The sequence below is a fragment of the Methyloversatilis sp. XJ19-13 genome (assembly GCF_024580155.1).
GTDB lineage: Bacteria > Pseudomonadota > Gammaproteobacteria > Burkholderiales > Rhodocyclaceae > Methyloversatilis.
The window spans coordinates 1-15,344 of sequence record NZ_JANINH010000032.1; the positions used below are offsets into that span (position 1 = coordinate 1).

The following is a 15,344-nucleotide window of genomic DNA, read 5'->3' on the forward strand; positions in this document are numbered from 1 at the left end:
GCTTTGCGATTCGCGAAGGCGGTCGTACGGTGGGCGCGGGCGTGGTTGCCAAGATCATCGCTTAAGCAGGTTGATGTGCCCCGGCCTGCGTGAGCCGGCCGGGGTCGCTCTTTCGCTCTTTAGGAAACAAAATGGCAAGCCAGAAAATCCGTATCCGTCTCAAAGCTTTCGACTACCGCTTGATCGATCAGTCGGCTCTTGAAATCGTGGATACCGCAAAGCGTACCGGTGCCGTCGTCCGTGGCCCGGTTCCGTTGCCCACGCGCATTGAGCGTTTCAACATCCTGCGCTCGCCGCACGTCAACAAGACGTCGCGTGACCAGTTCGAAATTCGTACCCATGTTCGTCTGATGGACATCATCGATCCGACCGACAAGACTGTTGACGCATTGATGAAGCTCGATTTGCCGGCTGGCGTTGATGTGGAAATCAAGCTTCAGTAAAAAGTAGTGCAGTCTTTTTCCGGCGTTCTTTTTGCCGGGCAAGGGTCACCGGAGGTTCCGGTGGCAGTTGAAACGAATCTCGGTCAATCGCAACCGGGATGAGGAGAATAAACATGACTTTAGGCCTTGTGGGTCGCAAGGTCGGCATGACGCGCATTTTCACCGATGACGGACAGACCGTTCCGGTGACAGTGGTCGATGTGTCGAACAATCGCGTCACCCAGATCAAGACAGCAGAAATCGACGGCTACTCGTCGGTGCAGGTCGCTTTCGGCAAGCGTCGCGCCACTCGCGTGAACAAGGCTGCCGCGGGGCATTTCGCCAAGGCAGGTGTCGAGGCAGGGCAGGTGTTGCGCGAGTTCCGCGTCGATGCCGCTCAACTCGAACAGTTCAAGGCGGGTGACACCATCAGTCCGGCTTCAGTGTTTGCTGTTGGCCAGAAGGTGGACGTGACGGGTACGACGATCGGCAAGGGCTATGCCGGCGCCATCAAGCGTCACCACTTTTCATCAAACCGCGCGTCGCACGGCAATTCGGTCTCGCACAACTCTGCTGGCTCGATCGGCATGGCGCAAGATCCGGGTCGCGTGTTCCCAGGCAAGCGCATGGCCGGCCATCTGGGTGACGTCAAGCGCACCCAACAGGGCCTCGAAGTCGTGCGTATCGACGAAGCCCGTCAGTTGCTGCTCATCAAGGGCGCAGTTCCGGGTTCCAAGGGTGGTGACGTAATCGTCCTGCCCGCGGTCAAGGGCTGAGGAGAGCGCGATGGCTGAATTGAAAGTACTGAATGATGCAGGTCAGCAGTCGTCGACGGTGCAGGCACCAGACGCGCTGTTTGCCCGCGAATACAACGAAGCACTGGTGCATCAGGTGGTGGTGGCGTATCAAGCCAACGCACGCCAGGGCACGCGTGCCCAGAAAGACCGTACTCTGGTTAAGCACACGACTCGCAAGCCGTGGCGCCAGAAGGGAACTGGCCGTGCGCGCGCCGGTATGTCCTCAAGCCCGCTTTGGCGTGGCGGCGGTCGCATTTTCCCGAATTCGCCTGACGAGAATTTCTCGCAGAAGGTGAATCGCAAGATGTATCGCGCAGGTATCGCCGCGATCCTCTCCCAGTTGGCACGCGAAGATCGCGTAGCCGTGGTCGAGAGCTTCAGCATCGATGCGCCCAAGACCAAGCTGCTTTCGAGCAAGCTCAAGGACATGGGGCTCGATTCGGTTCTGGTGATCACGGACGAGCTGGATGAGAACCTGTTCCTGTCGTCGCGCAACCTGCACAACGTGCTGGTGCTCGAGGCGCATGAGGCGGACCCGGTTTCGCTCATCCGTTTTGGCAAGGTGCTGATCACACGCAACGCGATGAGCAAATTCGAGGAGATGTGGGCATGAGCAACTTTTCGCAGGAAAGGCTGATGCAGGTACTGCTCGCGCCGCAGATTTCCGAGAAAGCAACCTTCATCGCCGACCGCAACAATCAGGTTGTGTTCAAGGTTGCATCCGATGCGACCAAGCCGGAAATCAAGGCGGCGGTTGAATTGCTGTTCAGCAAGGGCGACAACAAGATCGAGGTGTTGTCGGTCCAGGTTTTGAACGTCAAGGGCAAGGTAAAGCGTTTCGGCCGCAGTTTCGGTCGGCGCAGTGACTGGAAGAAGGCATTCGTGTGCATCAAGCGCGGCCAGGACATCCAGTTTGCTGAAGGAGGAGCTGTCTGATGGCACTCGTCAAAGTCAAGCCGACGTCGGCCGGCCGCCGTGCCGTCGTCAAGGTCGTCAATTCGAGCCTGTACAAGGGTCGCCCACTGGATTCGCTGACTGAAAGTCAGAGCAAGACGGCTGGTCGAAACAATCACGGACACATCACGACCCGTCACAAAGGTGGTGGTCATCGGCAGCAGTATCGAGTGATTGATTTCCGTCGCAACAAGGACGGCATCCCGGCGAAGGTTGAGCGCATCGAATACGACCCGAATCGTTCGGCGCACATCGCGCTGCTGTGTTATGCAGATGGTGAGCGTCGTTACATCATTGCGCCGAAGGGTCTTGTCGTGGGACAGCAGTTGCTCAGCGGTTCCGAAGCACCGATCAAGTCGGGCAACACATTGCCGCTGCGCAATATCCCTGTTGGCTCTACTGTGCATTGCATCGAAATGATGCCGGGCAAGGGCGCGCAGATTGCGCGTGCTGCAGGCACCTCGGTCCAGTTGCTCGCGCGTGAAGGCAGTTATGCCCAGTTGCGGCTGCGCTCCGGTGAAATCCGTCGCGTGCATGTGGAATGTCGCGCTACGGTCGGTGAAGTCGGAAACGAAGAGAACAACCTTCGCAAACTCGGCAAGGCCGGCGCAACCCGTTGGCGCGGTGTCCGCCCGACTGTCCGCGGCACAGCAATGAATCCGATCGACCACCCGCACGGTGGTGGTGAAGGCCGTACCGGCGAAGGCCGTGTGCCGGTCAGTCCGTGGGGGCAGCCGACCAAGGGCTACCGTACCCGCAGCAACAAGCGCACGAGCAACATGATCGTGCAGCGCCGTTACAAGCGATAAGAGGTAGGCAATGGCACGTTCAATCAAGAAGGGCCCGTTCGTCGATGCCCACCTGCTGGCCAAGGTGGATACGGCACGCTCCTCCAACGACAAGCGCCCGATCAAGACCTGGTCGCGTCGTTCGACGGTGCTGCCGGATTTCATCGGTCTGACCATCGCGGTACACAACGGTCGTCAGCACATTCCGGTCTATGTTTCGGAAAACATGGTCGGTCACAAGCTCGGCGAGTTCGCGCTGACCCGGACGTTCAAGGGTCACACTGCCGGCAAGAAAGCCAAGAAGTAAGGAGCGATGACTATGGAAACCCGTGCAAATCTTCGCGGCGTGCGCCTGTCGGCGCAGAAAGGTCGGCTGGTTGCCGATCTCGTCCGCGGCAAACCGGTTGGTCAGGCTCTTAACATTCTGGCGTTCAGCCCGAAAAAGGGCGCCAAGATCATCAAGAAGGTCGTTGAGTCGGCAATCGCGAACGCTGAGCATAACGATGGCGCTGACATCGACAGCCTGAAAGTGAAGACCATCTACGTGGAAAAGGGCGCGGTGCTGAAGCGTTTCACCGCTCGTGCAAAGGGTCGCGGCAATCAGATTGTGAAGCAGACCTGCCACGTGTTCGTCACGGTTGGAGACTGAAGGTTATGGGACAGAAGATTCATCCGACCGGCTTCCGTTTGGCGGTCACGCACAACTGGACGTCACGCTGGTTCGCTTCGAGCAAAGACTTCAGCCGCATGCTGAATCAGGACCTTGAGGTTCGCGCGTTCCTCAAGAAGAAGCTCGCGCACGCTTCGGTGGGCCGCGTCATCATTGAGCGTCCGGCAAAGAACGCCCGCATCACCGTCTTTTCGGCTCGTCCTGGGGTCGTGATCGGGAAGAAAGGTGAAGAGATCGAACTGATCAAGGCACAGCTCGCCAAAATGATGGGGGTGCCGGTACATGTGAACATCGAGGAGATCCGCAAGCCGGAGATCGATGCTCAACTGATCGCGGACTCAATCGCCCAGCAGCTCGAAAAGCGGATCATGTTCCGTCGCGCGATGAAGCGTGCGATGCAGAATGCGATGCGTCTCGGAGCCCAAGGCATCAAGATTATGTCGTCGGGTCGCCTGAACGGCATCGAGATCGCTCGTCGAGAGTGGTACCGCGAAGGTCGCGTGCCTCTGCACACCCTGCGCGCTGACATCGATTACGGTACGTCGGAAGCCAAGACGACCTACGGTGTCATCGGTATCAAGGTCTGGGTCTTCAAGGGAGAGATGCTCGCCCGTGGCGAAGCCCCGGCGGTTACCGAGGAAAACGACAATGCACGCCGTCCGCGCCGCGATGGTCGCCGTCCGGAGGGCGATAACCGTCCGCCGGCAGGCCGTCGCCCGGCACGCGATGCCAAGCCCGAAGGCGCTGCCGCGCCGGCAGATGCCGACGTGAAGGGCACTTCGAAACGAGTCAGAAAGTCAGGAGCTAATAATGCTGCAGCCGGCGAGAAGGAAGTATCGTAAGGAGCAAAAGGGCCGCAACAAGGGCCTCGCCACCCGCGGCACGAAGGTTTCGTTTGGCGAGTATGGTCTCAAGGCAACTGCGCGCGGCCGTTTGACGGCTCGCCAGATCGAGGCGGCACGTCGCGCGATGACCCGACACATCAAGCGGGGTGGTCGCATCTGGATCCGGATTTTCCCGGACAAGCCGATCTCGCAGAAGCCCGCCGAGGTTCGCATGGGTAACGGCAAGGGCAACCCGGAGTATTGGGTGGCCGAAATCCAGCCGGGCAAAGTGCTTTACGAGATGGATGGCGTCGACGAAGCCCTGGCGCGCGAGGCGTTCCGCCTCGCTGCGGCCAAGCTTCCGCTTGAAACCACCTTTGTCATACGACAACTGGGGTAAGTGATGAAAGCTAATAATCTGCGGGTCAAAGACACCGCCGAATTGAATACGGAGCTGATCGAGCTTCTGAAGGCGCAGTTTTCCATGCGCATGCAGAAGGCCACCCAGCAGTTGACCAATACCAACCAGCTGAAGAACGTTCGCCGCGATATCGCTCGCGTGCGTACGCTGCTGCAGGAAAAGGCGAACGCGAAATGAGCGAGACCAATCAAAAGGTCAATCGCACGCTGGTCGGGCGTGTGGTCAGTGACAAAATGGACAAGACCGTGACGGTCCTGGTCGAGCGCCGCGTCAAGCATCCGCTTTATGGCAAGGTCATCATGCGTTCGAAGAAGTATCACGCGCATGTCGAAGGCCTCGAGGCGCACGAAGGCGATCTGGTTCAGATTGTCGAGTGTCGTCCTATCAGCCGCACCAAGGCGTGGAAGGTGACGCAGGTTATGGAAGTGGCACGAATCATCTGATTGGGCACGGGAGGGGCTTGCTCGCCTCCTCCCGGCATGCTATTGTTGCGTGCTGTGCTTTATCGAGCCTTGAATCTGTTGGGCTCGTCCTAAACCCTGACGGGTCCAAGACTGACCGCTCTTTGAGCGGGATAAGTTGGAGAAATTAAATGATCCAGATGCAATCCATCCTGAACGTGGCCGACAACACGGGCGCGCGGTCGGTGATGTGTATCAAGGTGCTTGGTGGTTCCAAGCGCCGTTATGCGGGCATCGGCGACGTGATCAAGGTCACGATCAAGGACGCAGCACCCCGTGGTCGAGTAAAAAAGGGCGAAGTCTACAATGCCGTCGTCGTGCGCACCGCCAAGGGTGTCCGTCGCCCGGACGGTTCGCTTGTCAAGTTCGATAACAACGCTGCTGTGTTGTTGAACAACAAGCTTGAGCCGATCGGCACGCGCATTTTTGGGCCCGTCACGCGCGAGTTGCGTGGCGAGCGGTTCATGAAGATCGTGTCGCTGGCGCCAGAAGTCCTCTGAGGCCCGCGGGAGAATATTGATGGAAAAGATTCGCAAGGGCGACGAAGTTGTTGTGCTGGCCGGCAAGGATCGCGGTCGTCGCGGAACCGTGTTGCGCCGCGTCGATGAGCGTGCGGTGCTGGTCGAAGGCATCAACCGCGTCAAGAAGCACCAGCGTCCGAACCCGATGAAGGGCCAGCAGGGTGGCATCGTCGAGAAGGAAATGCCGATCGACATTTCCAACGTGGCGCTGTTCAACCCAGCCACCAGCAAGGGTGACCGGGTTGGTATCAAAACTCTTGAAGACGGTACGAAAGTGCGCTTCTTCAAGTCGAACGGCGAGTTGGTGAAGGCCTGAAGGCCTCTCCTCCGGCAGTCTGGGATAAGGAATGACGATGGCGCGCTTGCAGCAGTATTACAAAGAAGCCGTGGTGGGTGAATTGACGACCCGCTTCGGCTACAAATCGGTGATGGAAGTGCCGCGCATCACCAAGATCACGCTCAATATGGGCGTTGGTGAGGCGATTGGTGACAAGAAGGTGCTTGAGCACGCAGTGGGCGATATGGTGAAGATAGCCGGGCAAAAGCCGGTCATCACCAAAGCCCGCAAGGCGATCGCCGGTTTCAAGATTCGCCAGGGCTACCCGATCGGTTGCATGGTGACGCTGCGCGGTCCGCGCATGTTCGAGTTCCTTGACCGACTGATAACTGTGGCAATGCCGCGTGTTCGTGACTTCCGTGGTGTGTCCGGCAAGGGTTTTGATGGCCGCGGCAACTACAACGTGGGCGTCAAGGAACAGATCATTTTTCCCGAAATCGAGTACGACAAGATCGATGTGCTCCGTGGGATGAATATCAGTATTACGACCACCGCCAAAACCGACGAAGAAGCCAAGGCTCTTCTCGCCGCATTCAAATTCCCGTTCAAGAATTGAGGTTGCCATGGCCAAGTTGTCATTGATTAACCGCGAGAAAAAGCGTGAAAAGCTGGTCGCCAAGTTTGCTGCCAAGCGCGCTGCACTCGAAGCAACCATTGCCGACATGTCGGCGAGCGATTCGGATCATGCATCCGCGCGCCTCAAGCTGCAGGCGATGCCGCGCAACGCGAATCCGACCCGTCTGCGCAACCGTTGCGAACAGACCGGTCGTCCGCGCGGGGTGTTTCGCAAGTTTGGTCTGTGTCGCATGAAGTTGCGTGAAGCGGCCTTCCGGGGTGAAGTGCCCGGGATGGTCAAGGCTAGTTGGTAACAGGGGTACAAGATGAGCATGAGTGATCCGATTGCGGACATGCTGACCCGCATCCGCAATGCACAAATGGCGCAGAAAGGCTCTGTTGTCATGCCTTCCTCGAAGATCAAGGTTGCGATCGCCGGGGTGCTGCAGTCCGAAGGCTACATTGAAGGTTTTTCCGTCCGTGCAAACGGTCAGAAGGCCGATCTTGAGCTGGTGCTCAAATATTACTCGGGGCGTCCGGTCATCGAACGCATCGAAAGAATAAGCCGCCCCGGTCTCCGCGTTTACCGCGGCTCGGATGATCTTCCGCGTGTCATGAATGGTCTCGGTGTGGCCATCGTTTCGACGCCGCGCGGTGTCATGACTGATCGCAAGGCACGCGCCGAAAAGGTCGGTGGCGAAGTGCTTTGCATCGTGGCTTGAGGAAACTGACATGTCACGTATAGCGAAAAATCCGGTTGTCGTTCCTAAAGGTGTGACTGTTGCACTGAATAACGGTGAGCTTTTGGTCAAGGGCCCGCTTGGAGAAATCAGTCGAGTCATCAATCCGGCAGTCGCGGTGTCCGTCGATGCTGCCGAAGTCCGCTTCGCACAGATTGAAGGCAGGGAGAACACAAAGGCACTGTCCGGCACCATGCGCGCACTTGTTGCAAACATGGTTCAGGGCGTGACGCATGGCTTCGAGCGCAAGCTCATGCTGGTAGGTGTCGGCTACAAGGCACAGGCTCAAGGCGATAAACTCAATTTGTCGCTTGGCTTCTCGCATCCTGTTGTGCATGAGATGCCGGCCGGCATAAAGGTGGAGACGCCTGTGCAGACGGAGATTCGCATCAAGGGTATCGACAAGCAGCTGGTGGGTCAGGTTGCTGCCGAAATCAGGGCTTACCGCCAACCGGAGCCTTACAAGGGCAAGGGTGTCCGTTATTCGGATGAGGTGGTGGTAATCAAAGAGACGAAGAAGAAGTAGGGGTGACGAACATGGACAAGAATCAATCCCGTTTGCGTCGTTCCCGTCAGACTCGCGCACGGATCGCTCAACTGAAGGCAGTTCGGCTGTCGGTGCATCGCAGCAACAGTCACATTTACGCCCAGGTCTATTCGGGCTGCGGTACGCGAGTCATTGCAGCGGCATCGACGGTGGAAGTTTCGGTGCGCAACGAGCTGAGCAATGGCGGGAACGTGCAGGCGGCTACTTTGGTGGGAAAGCTCATCGCCGAGCGCGCACGCGCTCAGGGCGTCGAGCAGGTCGCCTTTGACCGTGGTGGATTCAAGTACCACGGCCGTATCAAGGCGCTCGCTGAGGCGGCCCGCGAAGGCGGCCTCAAGTTCTAACTGTTCAGGCGACTTAAGCGATGGCTAAACCACAACGCAAGCAACACCAGGCCCAGGAAGAACGCGATGATGGCCTGCGTGAAAAAATGGTATCGATCAACCGTGTCACGAAGGTCGTGAAGGGTGGTCGTATTCTCGGTTTTGCCGCTCTGACCGTGGTTGGCGACGGTGACGGCGGCATCGGCATGGGCAAAGGCAAGGCGCGTGAAGTGCCGGTTGCTGTCCAGAAGGCGATGGAAGAGGCGCGTCGCAAGATGTCGCGCGTCAGTCTTCGCAACGGAAGCTTTCACCACCAGATCATCGGGCACCATGGCGCTTCGACAGTGCTGATCCAGCCCGCTGCGCCGGGTACCGGCATCATTGCAGGCGGCCCGATGCGCGCTGTGTTTGAAGTCATGGGCGTCACTGACGTCGTGGCCAAGTCGCTCGGTTCGTCCAATCCTTACAACCTTGTGCGTGCGACGCTGAACGGCCTTTCGCGCATGAGTACTCCGTCCGAAATTGCCGCCAAGCGCGGCAAGACCGTTGCGGAAATTCTCGGCTGAGGTCGCATATGGCTGAAAAAACACTGAAGGTCACGCTCATCAAGAGTCTGATCGGTCGCAAGCAGGATCACCGCGCAACTGTCCGTGGCTTGGGCCTGCGTCGTATCAACCATACCGTCGTCCTTGAAGATACGCCGGCTGTTCGCGGCATGATCAACAAGGTTGTCTACCTGTTGAAGCTCGAGGCGTAAATGGAACTCAACGATATCAAGCCCGCTGAGGGATCCAAGCATGCCCGTCGCCGTGTCGGTCGTGGCATTGGCAGCGGGTTGGGCAAGACGTGCGGACGTGGACACAAGGGCCAGAAGTCGCGCTCGGGTGGCTGGAAGAGTGTCGGGTTCGAAGGTGGTCAGATGCCGCTGCAGCGCCGCCTTCCGAAACGTGGGTTCAAGTCTTTGACCCGGTCACGTAATGCCGAAGTGAATTTGTCTTCACTGTCACGCCTGCCGGTAGAAGAGATCGATCTGCTCGTGCTCAAACAGTTCAACCTCGTGCCGCGCGATGCGCTTGCTGCGAAGGTTGTGCTGTCCGGTGAGATCACTCGGAAAGTTGCACTGCGTGGAATTGGTGCAACGAAAGGCGCGCGAGCTGCTATCGAAGCGGCTGGCGGCCAGATCGGGGAGTAAGTTTTGGTCACTGCTGCCCAGCAGCCTGGTCGTAGCGCAAAGTTCGGAGATCTTTGGCGCCGTTTGTGGTTTCTCGCAGGCGCGCTGATTGTCTACAGACTGGGCGCACACATTCCTGTTCCAGGGATTGACCCTGCGCGTCTCGCGGAGCTATTCCAGGGGCAGCAGGGCGGCATTCTGGGCGTGTTCAATCTTTTTTCCGGCGGTGCGCTGTCGAGATTTACGATCTTCGCGCTGGGGATCATGCCGTACATTTCTGCATCGATCATCATGCAGCTTCTGACGGTTGCGGTTCCCTCGCTTGAAGCGCTCAAGAAGGAAGGCGAAGCTGGACGCAGAAAGATTACGCAGTACACCCGTTATGGAACGCTGGTGCTGGCGCTGTTTCAGGCAGTTGGAATCTCGGTTGCGCTCGAATCGCAGCCTGGGCTGGTGCTTGACCCCGGCATGATGTTCCGGTTTGTGACGATCTCGACGCTCGTTACCGGTACGATGTTTCTGATGTGGTTGGGTGAGCAGATTACCGAACGTGGCGTCGGAAACGGTATTTCGATCATCATTTTCGCGGGCATTGCCGCTGGGCTGCCGGGGGCGATCGGCGGTCTGCTTGAATTGGTGAACACCGGAGCGATGCATGAATTGACGGCACTGTTCATCGTGGCGCTCGTCGTTGCGGTCACGGCTGTCGTGGTTTTTGTAGAACGTGGTCAGCGAAAGATTCTCGTCAATTATGCGAAGCGCCAGGTAGGGAACAAGGTGTATGGCGGTCAAAGCTCACATCTACCGCTGAAGCTCAATATGGCGGGCGTGATCCCTCCGATTTTTGCTTCTTCGATCATTTTGTTTCCTGCAACCCTCGCTGGCTGGTTCGCCACGACGGAAAGTACGCGCTGGCTGAAAGATATCGCGGCAACATTGTCACCGGGGCAACCGGTTTATGTCCTGTTATATGCAGCTGCGATCGTTTTCTTCTGCTTCTTCTACACCGCGCTTGTGTTCAACGCGAAGGAAACCGCGGATAACCTGAAGAAGAGCGGAGCGTTTGTACCGGGCATTCGTCCAGGCGAACAGACCGCGCGCTATATCGACAAGATACTGACGCGCCTGACGTTGGTGGGCGCCGTCTATATCACGTTGGTTTGCCTGCTGCCGGAGTTTCTTATTCTGAAATGGAATGTTCCGTTCTATTTCGGAGGTACATCGTTGCTGATCATCGTTGTAGTGACGATGGACTTCATGTCTCAGGTTCAGGCCTATGTCATGTCGCATCAGTACGAAAGTTTGTTGAAGAAAGCAAATTTCCGCGGGACTGGATTCCCGACGCGCTAGGTACTTATGTCCAAGGAAGATGTCATTGAAATGCAGGGGGAGGTTGTTGAAACCCTGCCTAATGCGACGTTTCGCGTGAAGCTCGAAAATGGACACGTGGTTCTCGGGCATATTTCCGGAAAGATGAGGATGCATTACATCCGGATTCTTCCCGGAGACAAGGTAACGGTGCAGCTCACGCCTTATGACCTCACAAAAGGTCGCATCGTGTTTCGCGCCAAGTAAGTCGGCGTTTGGTTCAGCTGGAGAGATAGGATGAAAGTCCAAGCTTCTGTAAAGCGCGTTTGCCGCAAGTGCAAGGTGATTCGTCGCCACGGGGTTGTGCGTGTCATTTGCGCGGATCCACGTCACAAGCAGCGTCAAGGTTGACGTTGGCTAGTGGTTTTTGATAAAATTTAAGGTTTCGCTTTTCGGGGTGACTGCATGGCCCGTATTGCCGGCGTAAACATTCCTAACCACCAACATACCGAGATCGCCCTTACCGCGATTTTTGGAGTCGGTCGGTCCCGCTCACAAAAGATCTGTGACGCTGCCGGGGTAACCCGCACTGCCAAGATCAAAGACCTCTCGGAGGCCGAAATGGATCGGCTGCGGGAAGAGGTCGGCAAGTTCACGATCGAAGGTGACTTGCGTCGCGAAGTGACGATGAACATCAAGCGCCTGATGGACCTCGGGTGCTATCGCGGTGTTCGTCATCGTCGCGGCCTGCCGCTTCGTGGTCAGCGTACCCGCACGAATGCACGTACCCGCAAGGGACCGCGCAAGTCGATCTCCGGCGGCAAGAAGTAAGCGCCCGCTAACAGGACACGATCATGGTCAAGAGTGCTGCAAAAGTAAGGAAGAAAGTCAAGAAGAACGTCGCGGAAGGTATCGCGCACATTCACGCTTCTTTCAATAACACGATCATCACGATCACCGACCGTCAGGGCAATGCCCTGTCGTGGGCGACTTCGGGTGGCGCGGGTTTCAAGGGCTCACGCAAGAGCACGCCTTTCGCCGCGCAGGTCGCTGCTGAAGCTGCCGGCAAGGTGGCAGTCGAGTGTGGCGTGAAGAACCTGGAGGTGCGCATCAAGGGCCCTGGTCCCGGCCGGGAGTCGGCTGTGCGTGCGCTCAATGCGCTCGGTATCAAGATTTCGTCGATCACCGATATCACGCCGATCCCGCACAACGGCTGCCGTCCGCCCAAGCGCCGGCGCATCTGAGAGGAAGTAGAGAATGGCTCGTAATCTCGACCCGAAGTGTCGTCAGTGCCGTCGTGAAGGCGAAAAGCTCTTCCTGAAGGGCGAAAAGTGCTTCACCGACAAGTGCGCGATTGAACGTCGGTCCTATGCGCCTGGTCAGCATGGACAGAAATCCGGTCAGCGTCTGTCCGGTTTCGGTCAGCAACTGCGCGAAAAGCAAAAAATCCGCCGCATCTACGGTGTTCTCGAGCGCCAGTTCCGTCGCGTGTATGCAGAAGCCGTGCGCCGTAAGGGGCAGACTGGCGAAAACATGCTGCAGTTGCTGGAGAGCCGCCTGGACACCGTCGCTTATCGCATGGGCTTCGGTGCGTCGCGCGCCGAATCGCGCCAGGTGGTGCGTCACAACGGTGTTCTGGTGAACGGCAAGCGCGTGAATATCCCGTCGTACGAAGTGCGTCCGGGCGACGTGGTCGAGTTGACCGAACGCGCTAAGGCCCACCTGCGTTCGAAGGGTGCGCTTGAAGCCCAGGCGTCGCGTGGCTTCCCGGACTGGATCGATGTCGATTCGAAGGCGGCCCGCGGCGTGTTCAAGGCTCTGCCGGCCCGCACCGACCTCCCGTCGACGATCAACGAAAGTTTGGTTGTCGAACTGTATTCCCGCTGATCGCGTGTGCGATCAGCTCGCTGACGTCACTGAGGACTGCAGATGCAAAGCAATGCTCTCTTGAAACCGCGCATCATTGACGTACAAAATCTTTCACCGGCTCACGCACGTGTTGTGATGGAGCCGTTCGAGCGCGGATTCGGGCACACGCTGGGCAACGCGCTCCGCCGCATTCTCCTGTCGTCCATGCCCGGCTTCGCGCCGACTGAAGTGCAGATTGAAGGTGTGCTGCACGAGTACTCGACGCTCGATGGCGTTCGCGAGGATGTCGTCGACATCCTGTTGAACCTTAAGGGCGTCGTGCTCAAGCTGCATAATCGATCCGAAGCGTACCTTCGCCTGTCGAAAACGGGTGAGGGTGTCGTGACGGCGGGCGATATCGAAGTCACGCATGACGTCGAGATCGTCAATCCGGAACATGTCATCGCCCACGTTGCACCGGGTGGCAAGCTTGAGCTCCAGTTCAAGATTGAACAGGGCCGCGGCTATGTTCCTGGCACGCTGCGTCAGCACACGTCGGAAAGCAAGGCGATTGGCCATATCCTGCTGGACGCGAGCTTCAGCCCGGTTCGCCGAGTGAGCTACTCGGTCGAATCGGCGCGTGTCGAACAGCGTACGGACCTTGATCGTTTGGTGATGGACGTCGAAACCAACGGTGCGGTGGAGCCTGAAGAAGCGGTTCGCTATGCAGCACGTGTGCTGGTGGATCAGCTGTCGATCTTCGCTGAACTTGAAGGTACTGCGCCAGCTGTCGAAGCCCGTCGTCCGGCGCAGATCGATCCGATCCTGCTCCGCCCGGTTGATGATCTCGAATTGACGGTTCGCTCTGCCAACTGTCTGAAGGCCGAGAACATCTATTACATCGGCGATCTGATTCAGCGTACCGAGAATGAGTTGCTGAAGACCCCGAATCTGGGTCGCAAGTCGCTCAACGAAATCAAGGAAGTGCTTGCTTCGCGCGGCCTGACGCTTGGCATGAAGCTCGAGAACTGGCCGCCGGCGGGTCTCGATCGGGGTTAAGCCCCAGCCGGGTTCGCCCGGTCACAATATGAACCGGCCACTTGCCTGACCCGCGGTGGCCGCATAATTTTACGGAGTCATCATGCGTCATCGTAACGGTCTCAGAAAACTCAATCGCACCAGCTCGCATCGTGAAGCGATGTTTCGCAATATGGCCGTCTCGCTGCTTCGTCATGAAGCAATCAAGACCACTGTGCCGAAAGCCAAGGAACTGCGTCGCGTCGTTGAGCCGCTGATCAATCTCGGCAAGACACCCAATCTGTCGAATCGTCGTCTCGCTTTCTCGCGCTTGCGTGATCGTGAAGTCGTATGCAAGATTTTTGACGTGCTCGGTCCGCGTTATGCAACCCGCAACGGGGGCTACCTCAGCATACTGAAGATGGGGTTCCGCCAAGGCGACAACGCGCCGATGGCGTTTGTACAATTGATGGATCGTCCTGACATCAGCGACGAGGCAGTTGAAGTCGCCGAGTAAGTCGCCTGAGCTGCAAAAAAAGCCTCGCTTAGCGAGTAATGCCGTTCAGTTAGCGCTGGACGGCATTTTTATTTTGGGTGCAAGTTGTTGTAAACGTTGCTAAAGGCTGTTAACGTCGGACTCGATGCTTTCGAATCCCCTTCACGCGACGACGGAATTTGTGCCATTGGGGGGTCTGGACCGGCTGGCGGAGCATCTGCCGACGGCGTGGATCGAAGAGGCCTTGTCCGCCACGGGTACGGCAAGCATCAGGCGCCGGCGTTTGCCAGCCGAGCAAGTGGTCTGGCTGGTGATAGCGCTGGCGTTGTACCGAGGCCAATCGATGCCCGAAGTGTTGGCATCGCTGGATCCGGCTCTGCCCTCGGCGAGCGATCGGCCGGTCAGCAAGAGTGCGGTGACCCAGGCCCGGCAACGCCTCGGCGCCGCGCCCATGCAATCGCTGTTCAATCAGACGGCGCGCGCGTGGTGCGCGCAGGACGCCGAGCGCCACGCCTGGAAGGGGCTGTCGCTGTGGGCCATGGACGGAACGACCTTTCGTGCCCCCGACAGCGCCGACGATTGCCTTGTGCGCATGCGCGTATCCCCTCAGGCACGCGCCAAATCACCTGAGTTGCCAGAGCCCTGGACAGCCAGGGCCGTGCGGATGGTCTGCGCCAGCGGCAAACAACGCACCCTGCTGACTTCGCTGCTGGATCGCCGCCGTTACAAGGCCGAGGCGCTGGCCGAGTGCTATCGGCGACGCTGGGAGATCGAAACGAGCTATCGCGAACTCAAGCAGTCCATGCTGGGTGAAGCACTCACCCTACGCAGCCAGCAACCGGAAGGTGTCGAGCAGGAAATCTGGGGCGCACTGATCGCCTACAACCTCGTAAGTCTGGAGATGGCCAAAGCCGCCATCCAGGCCAAGGTCGAGCCGACTGATCTGAGCTTCCTGCGCGCGCTGCACATCCTGCAGCACGAGATGATATGGGCTGTGGGCATGGCGCCCGGCAAACTGCCGGCACATCTGCTCCGATTGCGGTAAGCGTCCGACCGCCGCCGTCTTGCGTTTGTACGCTCAGCGTGGCGAGTTGATCTCGTCGGCGAATTCGCCGTCATCCCATGCCTTGGCGATGGCGGCATC

Annotated in this window: 30 protein-coding genes; all 30 read left to right on the forward strand. The window is 58.2% G+C overall.

Going from position 1 to position 15,344, the window contains the following annotated elements; all coding sequences use genetic code 11:
- The first annotated feature begins 131 nt into the window (after window positions 1–131).
- The 30 genes from rpsJ (at window position 132) to NMQ14_RS19420 (ending at window position 15,245) form a co-directional block, all read left to right on the forward strand.
- Window positions 132–443 (forward strand): 30S ribosomal protein S10, encoded by a 312-nt coding sequence (gene rpsJ / locus NMQ14_RS19275; RefSeq protein WP_069039299.1) that lies wholly within the window; start codon window positions 132–134, stop codon window positions 441–443.
- A 113-nt stretch (window positions 444–556) separates the two neighbouring features.
- Window positions 557–1,198, forward strand: a complete 642-nt coding sequence (gene rplC, locus NMQ14_RS19280) for a 50S ribosomal protein L3 (protein ID WP_257098472.1) — start codon at window positions 557–559, stop codon at window positions 1,196–1,198.
- Between the two features lie 10 nt (window positions 1,199–1,208).
- Entirely contained in the window at window positions 1,209–1,832 is a 624-nt protein-coding gene (rplD, locus tag NMQ14_RS19285; RefSeq protein ID WP_257082171.1) for a 50S ribosomal protein L4, read from the forward strand.
- Window positions 1,829–2,155 carry a 50S ribosomal protein L23 gene (rplW, locus tag NMQ14_RS19290; RefSeq protein WP_257098473.1) on the forward strand — a complete coding sequence of 109 codons (327 nt, stop codon included), beginning with the start codon at window positions 1,829–1,831 and terminating at the stop codon, window positions 2,153–2,155. Before rplD ends, rplW begins: the two co-directional genes overlap by 4 nt.
- Window positions 2,155–2,982: a 50S ribosomal protein L2 gene (gene rplB, locus NMQ14_RS19295; RefSeq protein WP_257082173.1), complete on the forward strand. Its 828-nt coding sequence runs from the start codon at window positions 2,155–2,157 to the stop codon at window positions 2,980–2,982. Before rplW ends, rplB begins: the two co-directional genes overlap by 1 nt.
- Before the next feature lie 10 nt (window positions 2,983–2,992).
- Window positions 2,993–3,268, forward strand: a complete 276-nt coding sequence (gene rpsS, locus NMQ14_RS19300) for a 30S ribosomal protein S19 (protein ID WP_069039304.1) — start codon at window positions 2,993–2,995, stop codon at window positions 3,266–3,268.
- A gap of 12 nt (window positions 3,269–3,280) precedes the next feature.
- Entirely contained in the window at window positions 3,281–3,610 is a 330-nt protein-coding gene (gene rplV / locus NMQ14_RS19305; protein WP_069039305.1) for a 50S ribosomal protein L22, read from the forward strand.
- 5 nt (window positions 3,611–3,615) lie between these two features.
- The gene (gene rpsC / locus NMQ14_RS19310; protein ID WP_069039306.1) at window positions 3,616–4,473 is read left to right on the forward strand and encodes a 30S ribosomal protein S3; all 858 of its coding nucleotides are present in this window, start codon (window positions 3,616–3,618) and stop codon (window positions 4,471–4,473) included.
- On the forward strand, window positions 4,442–4,855 hold the full coding sequence (rplP, locus tag NMQ14_RS19315) for a 50S ribosomal protein L16 (RefSeq protein ID WP_069039307.1): 414 nt from the start codon (window positions 4,442–4,444) through the stop codon (window positions 4,853–4,855). The genes rpsC and rplP overlap by 32 nt, the downstream gene beginning before the upstream one ends.
- 3 nt (window positions 4,856–4,858) lie before the next feature.
- Entirely contained in the window at window positions 4,859–5,053 is a 195-nt protein-coding gene (gene rpmC, locus NMQ14_RS19320) for a 50S ribosomal protein L29 (protein WP_257098483.1), read from the forward strand.
- On the forward strand, window positions 5,050–5,319 hold the full coding sequence (gene rpsQ / locus NMQ14_RS19325; protein ID WP_069039309.1) for a 30S ribosomal protein S17: 270 nt from the start codon (window positions 5,050–5,052) through the stop codon (window positions 5,317–5,319). The genes rpmC and rpsQ overlap by 4 nt, the downstream gene beginning before the upstream one ends.
- Before the next feature lie 149 nt (window positions 5,320–5,468).
- Window positions 5,469–5,837, forward strand: coding sequence for a 50S ribosomal protein L14 (rplN, locus tag NMQ14_RS19330; protein ID WP_069039310.1), 369 nt, complete (start codon window positions 5,469–5,471; stop codon window positions 5,835–5,837).
- Between the two features lie 19 nt (window positions 5,838–5,856).
- Window positions 5,857–6,174, forward strand: coding sequence for a 50S ribosomal protein L24 (rplX, locus tag NMQ14_RS19335; protein WP_257082182.1), 318 nt, complete (start codon window positions 5,857–5,859; stop codon window positions 6,172–6,174).
- 37 nt (window positions 6,175–6,211) lie between these two features.
- Window positions 6,212–6,751: a 50S ribosomal protein L5 gene (gene rplE, locus NMQ14_RS19340; RefSeq protein ID WP_257098474.1), complete on the forward strand. Its 540-nt coding sequence runs from the start codon at window positions 6,212–6,214 to the stop codon at window positions 6,749–6,751.
- A gap of 7 nt (window positions 6,752–6,758) precedes the next feature.
- Window positions 6,759–7,064, forward strand: a complete 306-nt coding sequence (gene rpsN / locus NMQ14_RS19345; RefSeq protein ID WP_257098475.1) for a 30S ribosomal protein S14 — start codon at window positions 6,759–6,761, stop codon at window positions 7,062–7,064.
- Between the two features lie 12 nt (window positions 7,065–7,076).
- The gene (gene rpsH / locus NMQ14_RS19350) at window positions 7,077–7,472 is read left to right on the forward strand and encodes a 30S ribosomal protein S8 (RefSeq protein WP_069039314.1); all 396 of its coding nucleotides are present in this window, start codon (window positions 7,077–7,079) and stop codon (window positions 7,470–7,472) included.
- Between the two features lie 10 nt (window positions 7,473–7,482).
- Window positions 7,483–8,016 (forward strand): 50S ribosomal protein L6, encoded by a 534-nt coding sequence (gene rplF, locus NMQ14_RS19355; RefSeq protein ID WP_257098476.1) that lies wholly within the window; start codon window positions 7,483–7,485, stop codon window positions 8,014–8,016.
- Window positions 8,017–8,027: 11 nt separating this feature from the next.
- On the forward strand, window positions 8,028–8,381 hold the full coding sequence (gene rplR / locus NMQ14_RS19360) for a 50S ribosomal protein L18 (protein ID WP_257098477.1): 354 nt from the start codon (window positions 8,028–8,030) through the stop codon (window positions 8,379–8,381).
- Between the two features lie 20 nt (window positions 8,382–8,401).
- Window positions 8,402–8,926 carry a 30S ribosomal protein S5 gene (rpsE, locus tag NMQ14_RS19365; protein ID WP_257098478.1) on the forward strand — a complete coding sequence of 175 codons (525 nt, stop codon included), beginning with the start codon at window positions 8,402–8,404 and terminating at the stop codon, window positions 8,924–8,926.
- Between the two features lie 8 nt (window positions 8,927–8,934).
- The gene (rpmD, locus tag NMQ14_RS19370) at window positions 8,935–9,117 is read left to right on the forward strand and encodes a 50S ribosomal protein L30 (RefSeq protein WP_069039317.1); all 183 of its coding nucleotides are present in this window, start codon (window positions 8,935–8,937) and stop codon (window positions 9,115–9,117) included.
- Window positions 9,118–9,552: a 50S ribosomal protein L15 gene (gene rplO / locus NMQ14_RS19375; RefSeq protein WP_257098479.1), complete on the forward strand. Its 435-nt coding sequence runs from the start codon at window positions 9,118–9,120 to the stop codon at window positions 9,550–9,552.
- A gap of 3 nt (window positions 9,553–9,555) precedes the next feature.
- Window positions 9,556–10,881 (forward strand): preprotein translocase subunit SecY, encoded by a 1,326-nt coding sequence (secY, locus tag NMQ14_RS19380; protein WP_257098480.1) that lies wholly within the window; start codon window positions 9,556–9,558, stop codon window positions 10,879–10,881.
- 6 nt (window positions 10,882–10,887) lie between these two features.
- The gene (gene infA / locus NMQ14_RS19385) at window positions 10,888–11,106 is read left to right on the forward strand and encodes a translation initiation factor IF-1 (protein ID WP_018413356.1); all 219 of its coding nucleotides are present in this window, start codon (window positions 10,888–10,890) and stop codon (window positions 11,104–11,106) included.
- Window positions 11,107–11,136: 30 nt separating this feature from the next.
- Window positions 11,137–11,250, forward strand: a complete 114-nt coding sequence (rpmJ, locus tag NMQ14_RS19390; protein ID WP_083224033.1) for a 50S ribosomal protein L36 — start codon at window positions 11,137–11,139, stop codon at window positions 11,248–11,250.
- 54 nt (window positions 11,251–11,304) lie between these two features.
- Window positions 11,305–11,670, forward strand: coding sequence for a 30S ribosomal protein S13 (rpsM, locus tag NMQ14_RS19395; RefSeq protein ID WP_069039320.1), 366 nt, complete (start codon window positions 11,305–11,307; stop codon window positions 11,668–11,670).
- A gap of 23 nt (window positions 11,671–11,693) precedes the next feature.
- Complete coding sequence (gene rpsK / locus NMQ14_RS19400) at window positions 11,694–12,083, forward strand: 30S ribosomal protein S11 (RefSeq protein ID WP_008061749.1); 390 nt, start codon at window positions 11,694–11,696, stop codon at window positions 12,081–12,083.
- A 13-nt stretch (window positions 12,084–12,096) separates the two neighbouring features.
- Window positions 12,097–12,726, forward strand: a complete 630-nt coding sequence (gene rpsD, locus NMQ14_RS19405; protein WP_257082194.1) for a 30S ribosomal protein S4 — start codon at window positions 12,097–12,099, stop codon at window positions 12,724–12,726.
- Between the two features lie 42 nt (window positions 12,727–12,768).
- The gene (locus NMQ14_RS19410) at window positions 12,769–13,746 is read left to right on the forward strand and encodes a DNA-directed RNA polymerase subunit alpha (RefSeq protein ID WP_069039322.1); all 978 of its coding nucleotides are present in this window, start codon (window positions 12,769–12,771) and stop codon (window positions 13,744–13,746) included.
- Window positions 13,747–13,828: 82 nt separating this feature from the next.
- A complete protein-coding gene (gene rplQ / locus NMQ14_RS19415) occupies window positions 13,829–14,221 on the forward strand; it encodes a 50S ribosomal protein L17 (RefSeq protein ID WP_257098481.1) in 393 nt (130 codons plus the stop codon).
- Between the two features lie 124 nt (window positions 14,222–14,345).
- Window positions 14,346–15,245: a transposase domain-containing protein gene (locus NMQ14_RS19420; RefSeq protein ID WP_257098482.1), complete on the forward strand. Its 900-nt coding sequence runs from the start codon at window positions 14,346–14,348 to the stop codon at window positions 15,243–15,245.
- Window positions 15,246–15,344 lie beyond the last annotated feature (99 nt).

Bases quoted from the DNA above. Each gene is read 5' to 3' on its own strand.
- rplF (WP_257098476.1), top strand. From the start codon at position 7,483: ATGTCACGTATAGCGAAAAATCCGGTTGTCGTTCCTAAAGGTGTGACT.
- rpsS (WP_069039304.1), top strand. From the start codon at position 2,993: ATGGCACGTTCAATCAAGAAGGGCCCGTTCGTCGATGCCCACCTGCTG.
- rpmC (WP_257098483.1), top strand. From the start codon at position 4,859: ATGAAAGCTAATAATCTGCGGGTCAAAGACACCGCCGAATTGAATACG.
- rpmD (WP_069039317.1), top strand. From the start codon at position 8,935: ATGGCTGAAAAAACACTGAAGGTCACGCTCATCAAGAGTCTGATCGGT.
- rplR (WP_257098477.1), top strand. From the start codon at position 8,028: ATGGACAAGAATCAATCCCGTTTGCGTCGTTCCCGTCAGACTCGCGCA.
- rpmJ (WP_083224033.1), top strand. From the start codon at position 11,137: ATGAAAGTCCAAGCTTCTGTAAAGCGCGTTTGCCGCAAGTGCAAGGTG.
- rplP (WP_069039307.1), top strand. From the start codon at position 4,442: ATGCTGCAGCCGGCGAGAAGGAAGTATCGTAAGGAGCAAAAGGGCCGC.
- rpsJ (WP_069039299.1), top strand. From the start codon at position 132: ATGGCAAGCCAGAAAATCCGTATCCGTCTCAAAGCTTTCGACTACCGC.
- rplD (WP_257082171.1), top strand. From the start codon at position 1,209: ATGGCTGAATTGAAAGTACTGAATGATGCAGGTCAGCAGTCGTCGACG.
- rpsC (WP_069039306.1), top strand. From the start codon at position 3,616: ATGGGACAGAAGATTCATCCGACCGGCTTCCGTTTGGCGGTCACGCAC.
- rplV (WP_069039305.1), top strand. From the start codon at position 3,281: ATGGAAACCCGTGCAAATCTTCGCGGCGTGCGCCTGTCGGCGCAGAAA.
- rplC (WP_257098472.1), top strand. From the start codon at position 557: ATGACTTTAGGCCTTGTGGGTCGCAAGGTCGGCATGACGCGCATTTTC.
- rplN (WP_069039310.1), top strand. From the start codon at position 5,469: ATGATCCAGATGCAATCCATCCTGAACGTGGCCGACAACACGGGCGCG.
- NMQ14_RS19420 (WP_257098482.1), top strand. From the start codon at position 14,346: ATGCTTTCGAATCCCCTTCACGCGACGACGGAATTTGTGCCATTGGGG.
- rpsQ (WP_069039309.1), top strand. From the start codon at position 5,050: ATGAGCGAGACCAATCAAAAGGTCAATCGCACGCTGGTCGGGCGTGTG.
- rplE (WP_257098474.1), top strand. From the start codon at position 6,212: ATGGCGCGCTTGCAGCAGTATTACAAAGAAGCCGTGGTGGGTGAATTG.
- rplB (WP_257082173.1), top strand. From the start codon at position 2,155: ATGGCACTCGTCAAAGTCAAGCCGACGTCGGCCGGCCGCCGTGCCGTC.
- rpsH (WP_069039314.1), top strand. From the start codon at position 7,077: ATGAGCATGAGTGATCCGATTGCGGACATGCTGACCCGCATCCGCAAT.
- rplX (WP_257082182.1), top strand. From the start codon at position 5,857: ATGGAAAAGATTCGCAAGGGCGACGAAGTTGTTGTGCTGGCCGGCAAG.
- infA (WP_018413356.1), top strand. From the start codon at position 10,888: ATGTCCAAGGAAGATGTCATTGAAATGCAGGGGGAGGTTGTTGAAACC.
- rpsM (WP_069039320.1), top strand. From the start codon at position 11,305: ATGGCCCGTATTGCCGGCGTAAACATTCCTAACCACCAACATACCGAG.
- rpsN (WP_257098475.1), top strand. From the start codon at position 6,759: ATGGCCAAGTTGTCATTGATTAACCGCGAGAAAAAGCGTGAAAAGCTG.
- rplQ (WP_257098481.1), top strand. From the start codon at position 13,829: ATGCGTCATCGTAACGGTCTCAGAAAACTCAATCGCACCAGCTCGCAT.
- rpsD (WP_257082194.1), top strand. From the start codon at position 12,097: ATGGCTCGTAATCTCGACCCGAAGTGTCGTCAGTGCCGTCGTGAAGGC.
- rplO (WP_257098479.1), top strand. From the start codon at position 9,118: ATGGAACTCAACGATATCAAGCCCGCTGAGGGATCCAAGCATGCCCGT.
- rplW (WP_257098473.1), top strand. From the start codon at position 1,829: ATGAGCAACTTTTCGCAGGAAAGGCTGATGCAGGTACTGCTCGCGCCG.
- rpsK (WP_008061749.1), top strand. From the start codon at position 11,694: ATGGTCAAGAGTGCTGCAAAAGTAAGGAAGAAAGTCAAGAAGAACGTC.
- rpsE (WP_257098478.1), top strand. From the start codon at position 8,402: ATGGCTAAACCACAACGCAAGCAACACCAGGCCCAGGAAGAACGCGAT.
- NMQ14_RS19410 (WP_069039322.1), top strand. From the start codon at position 12,769: ATGCAAAGCAATGCTCTCTTGAAACCGCGCATCATTGACGTACAAAAT.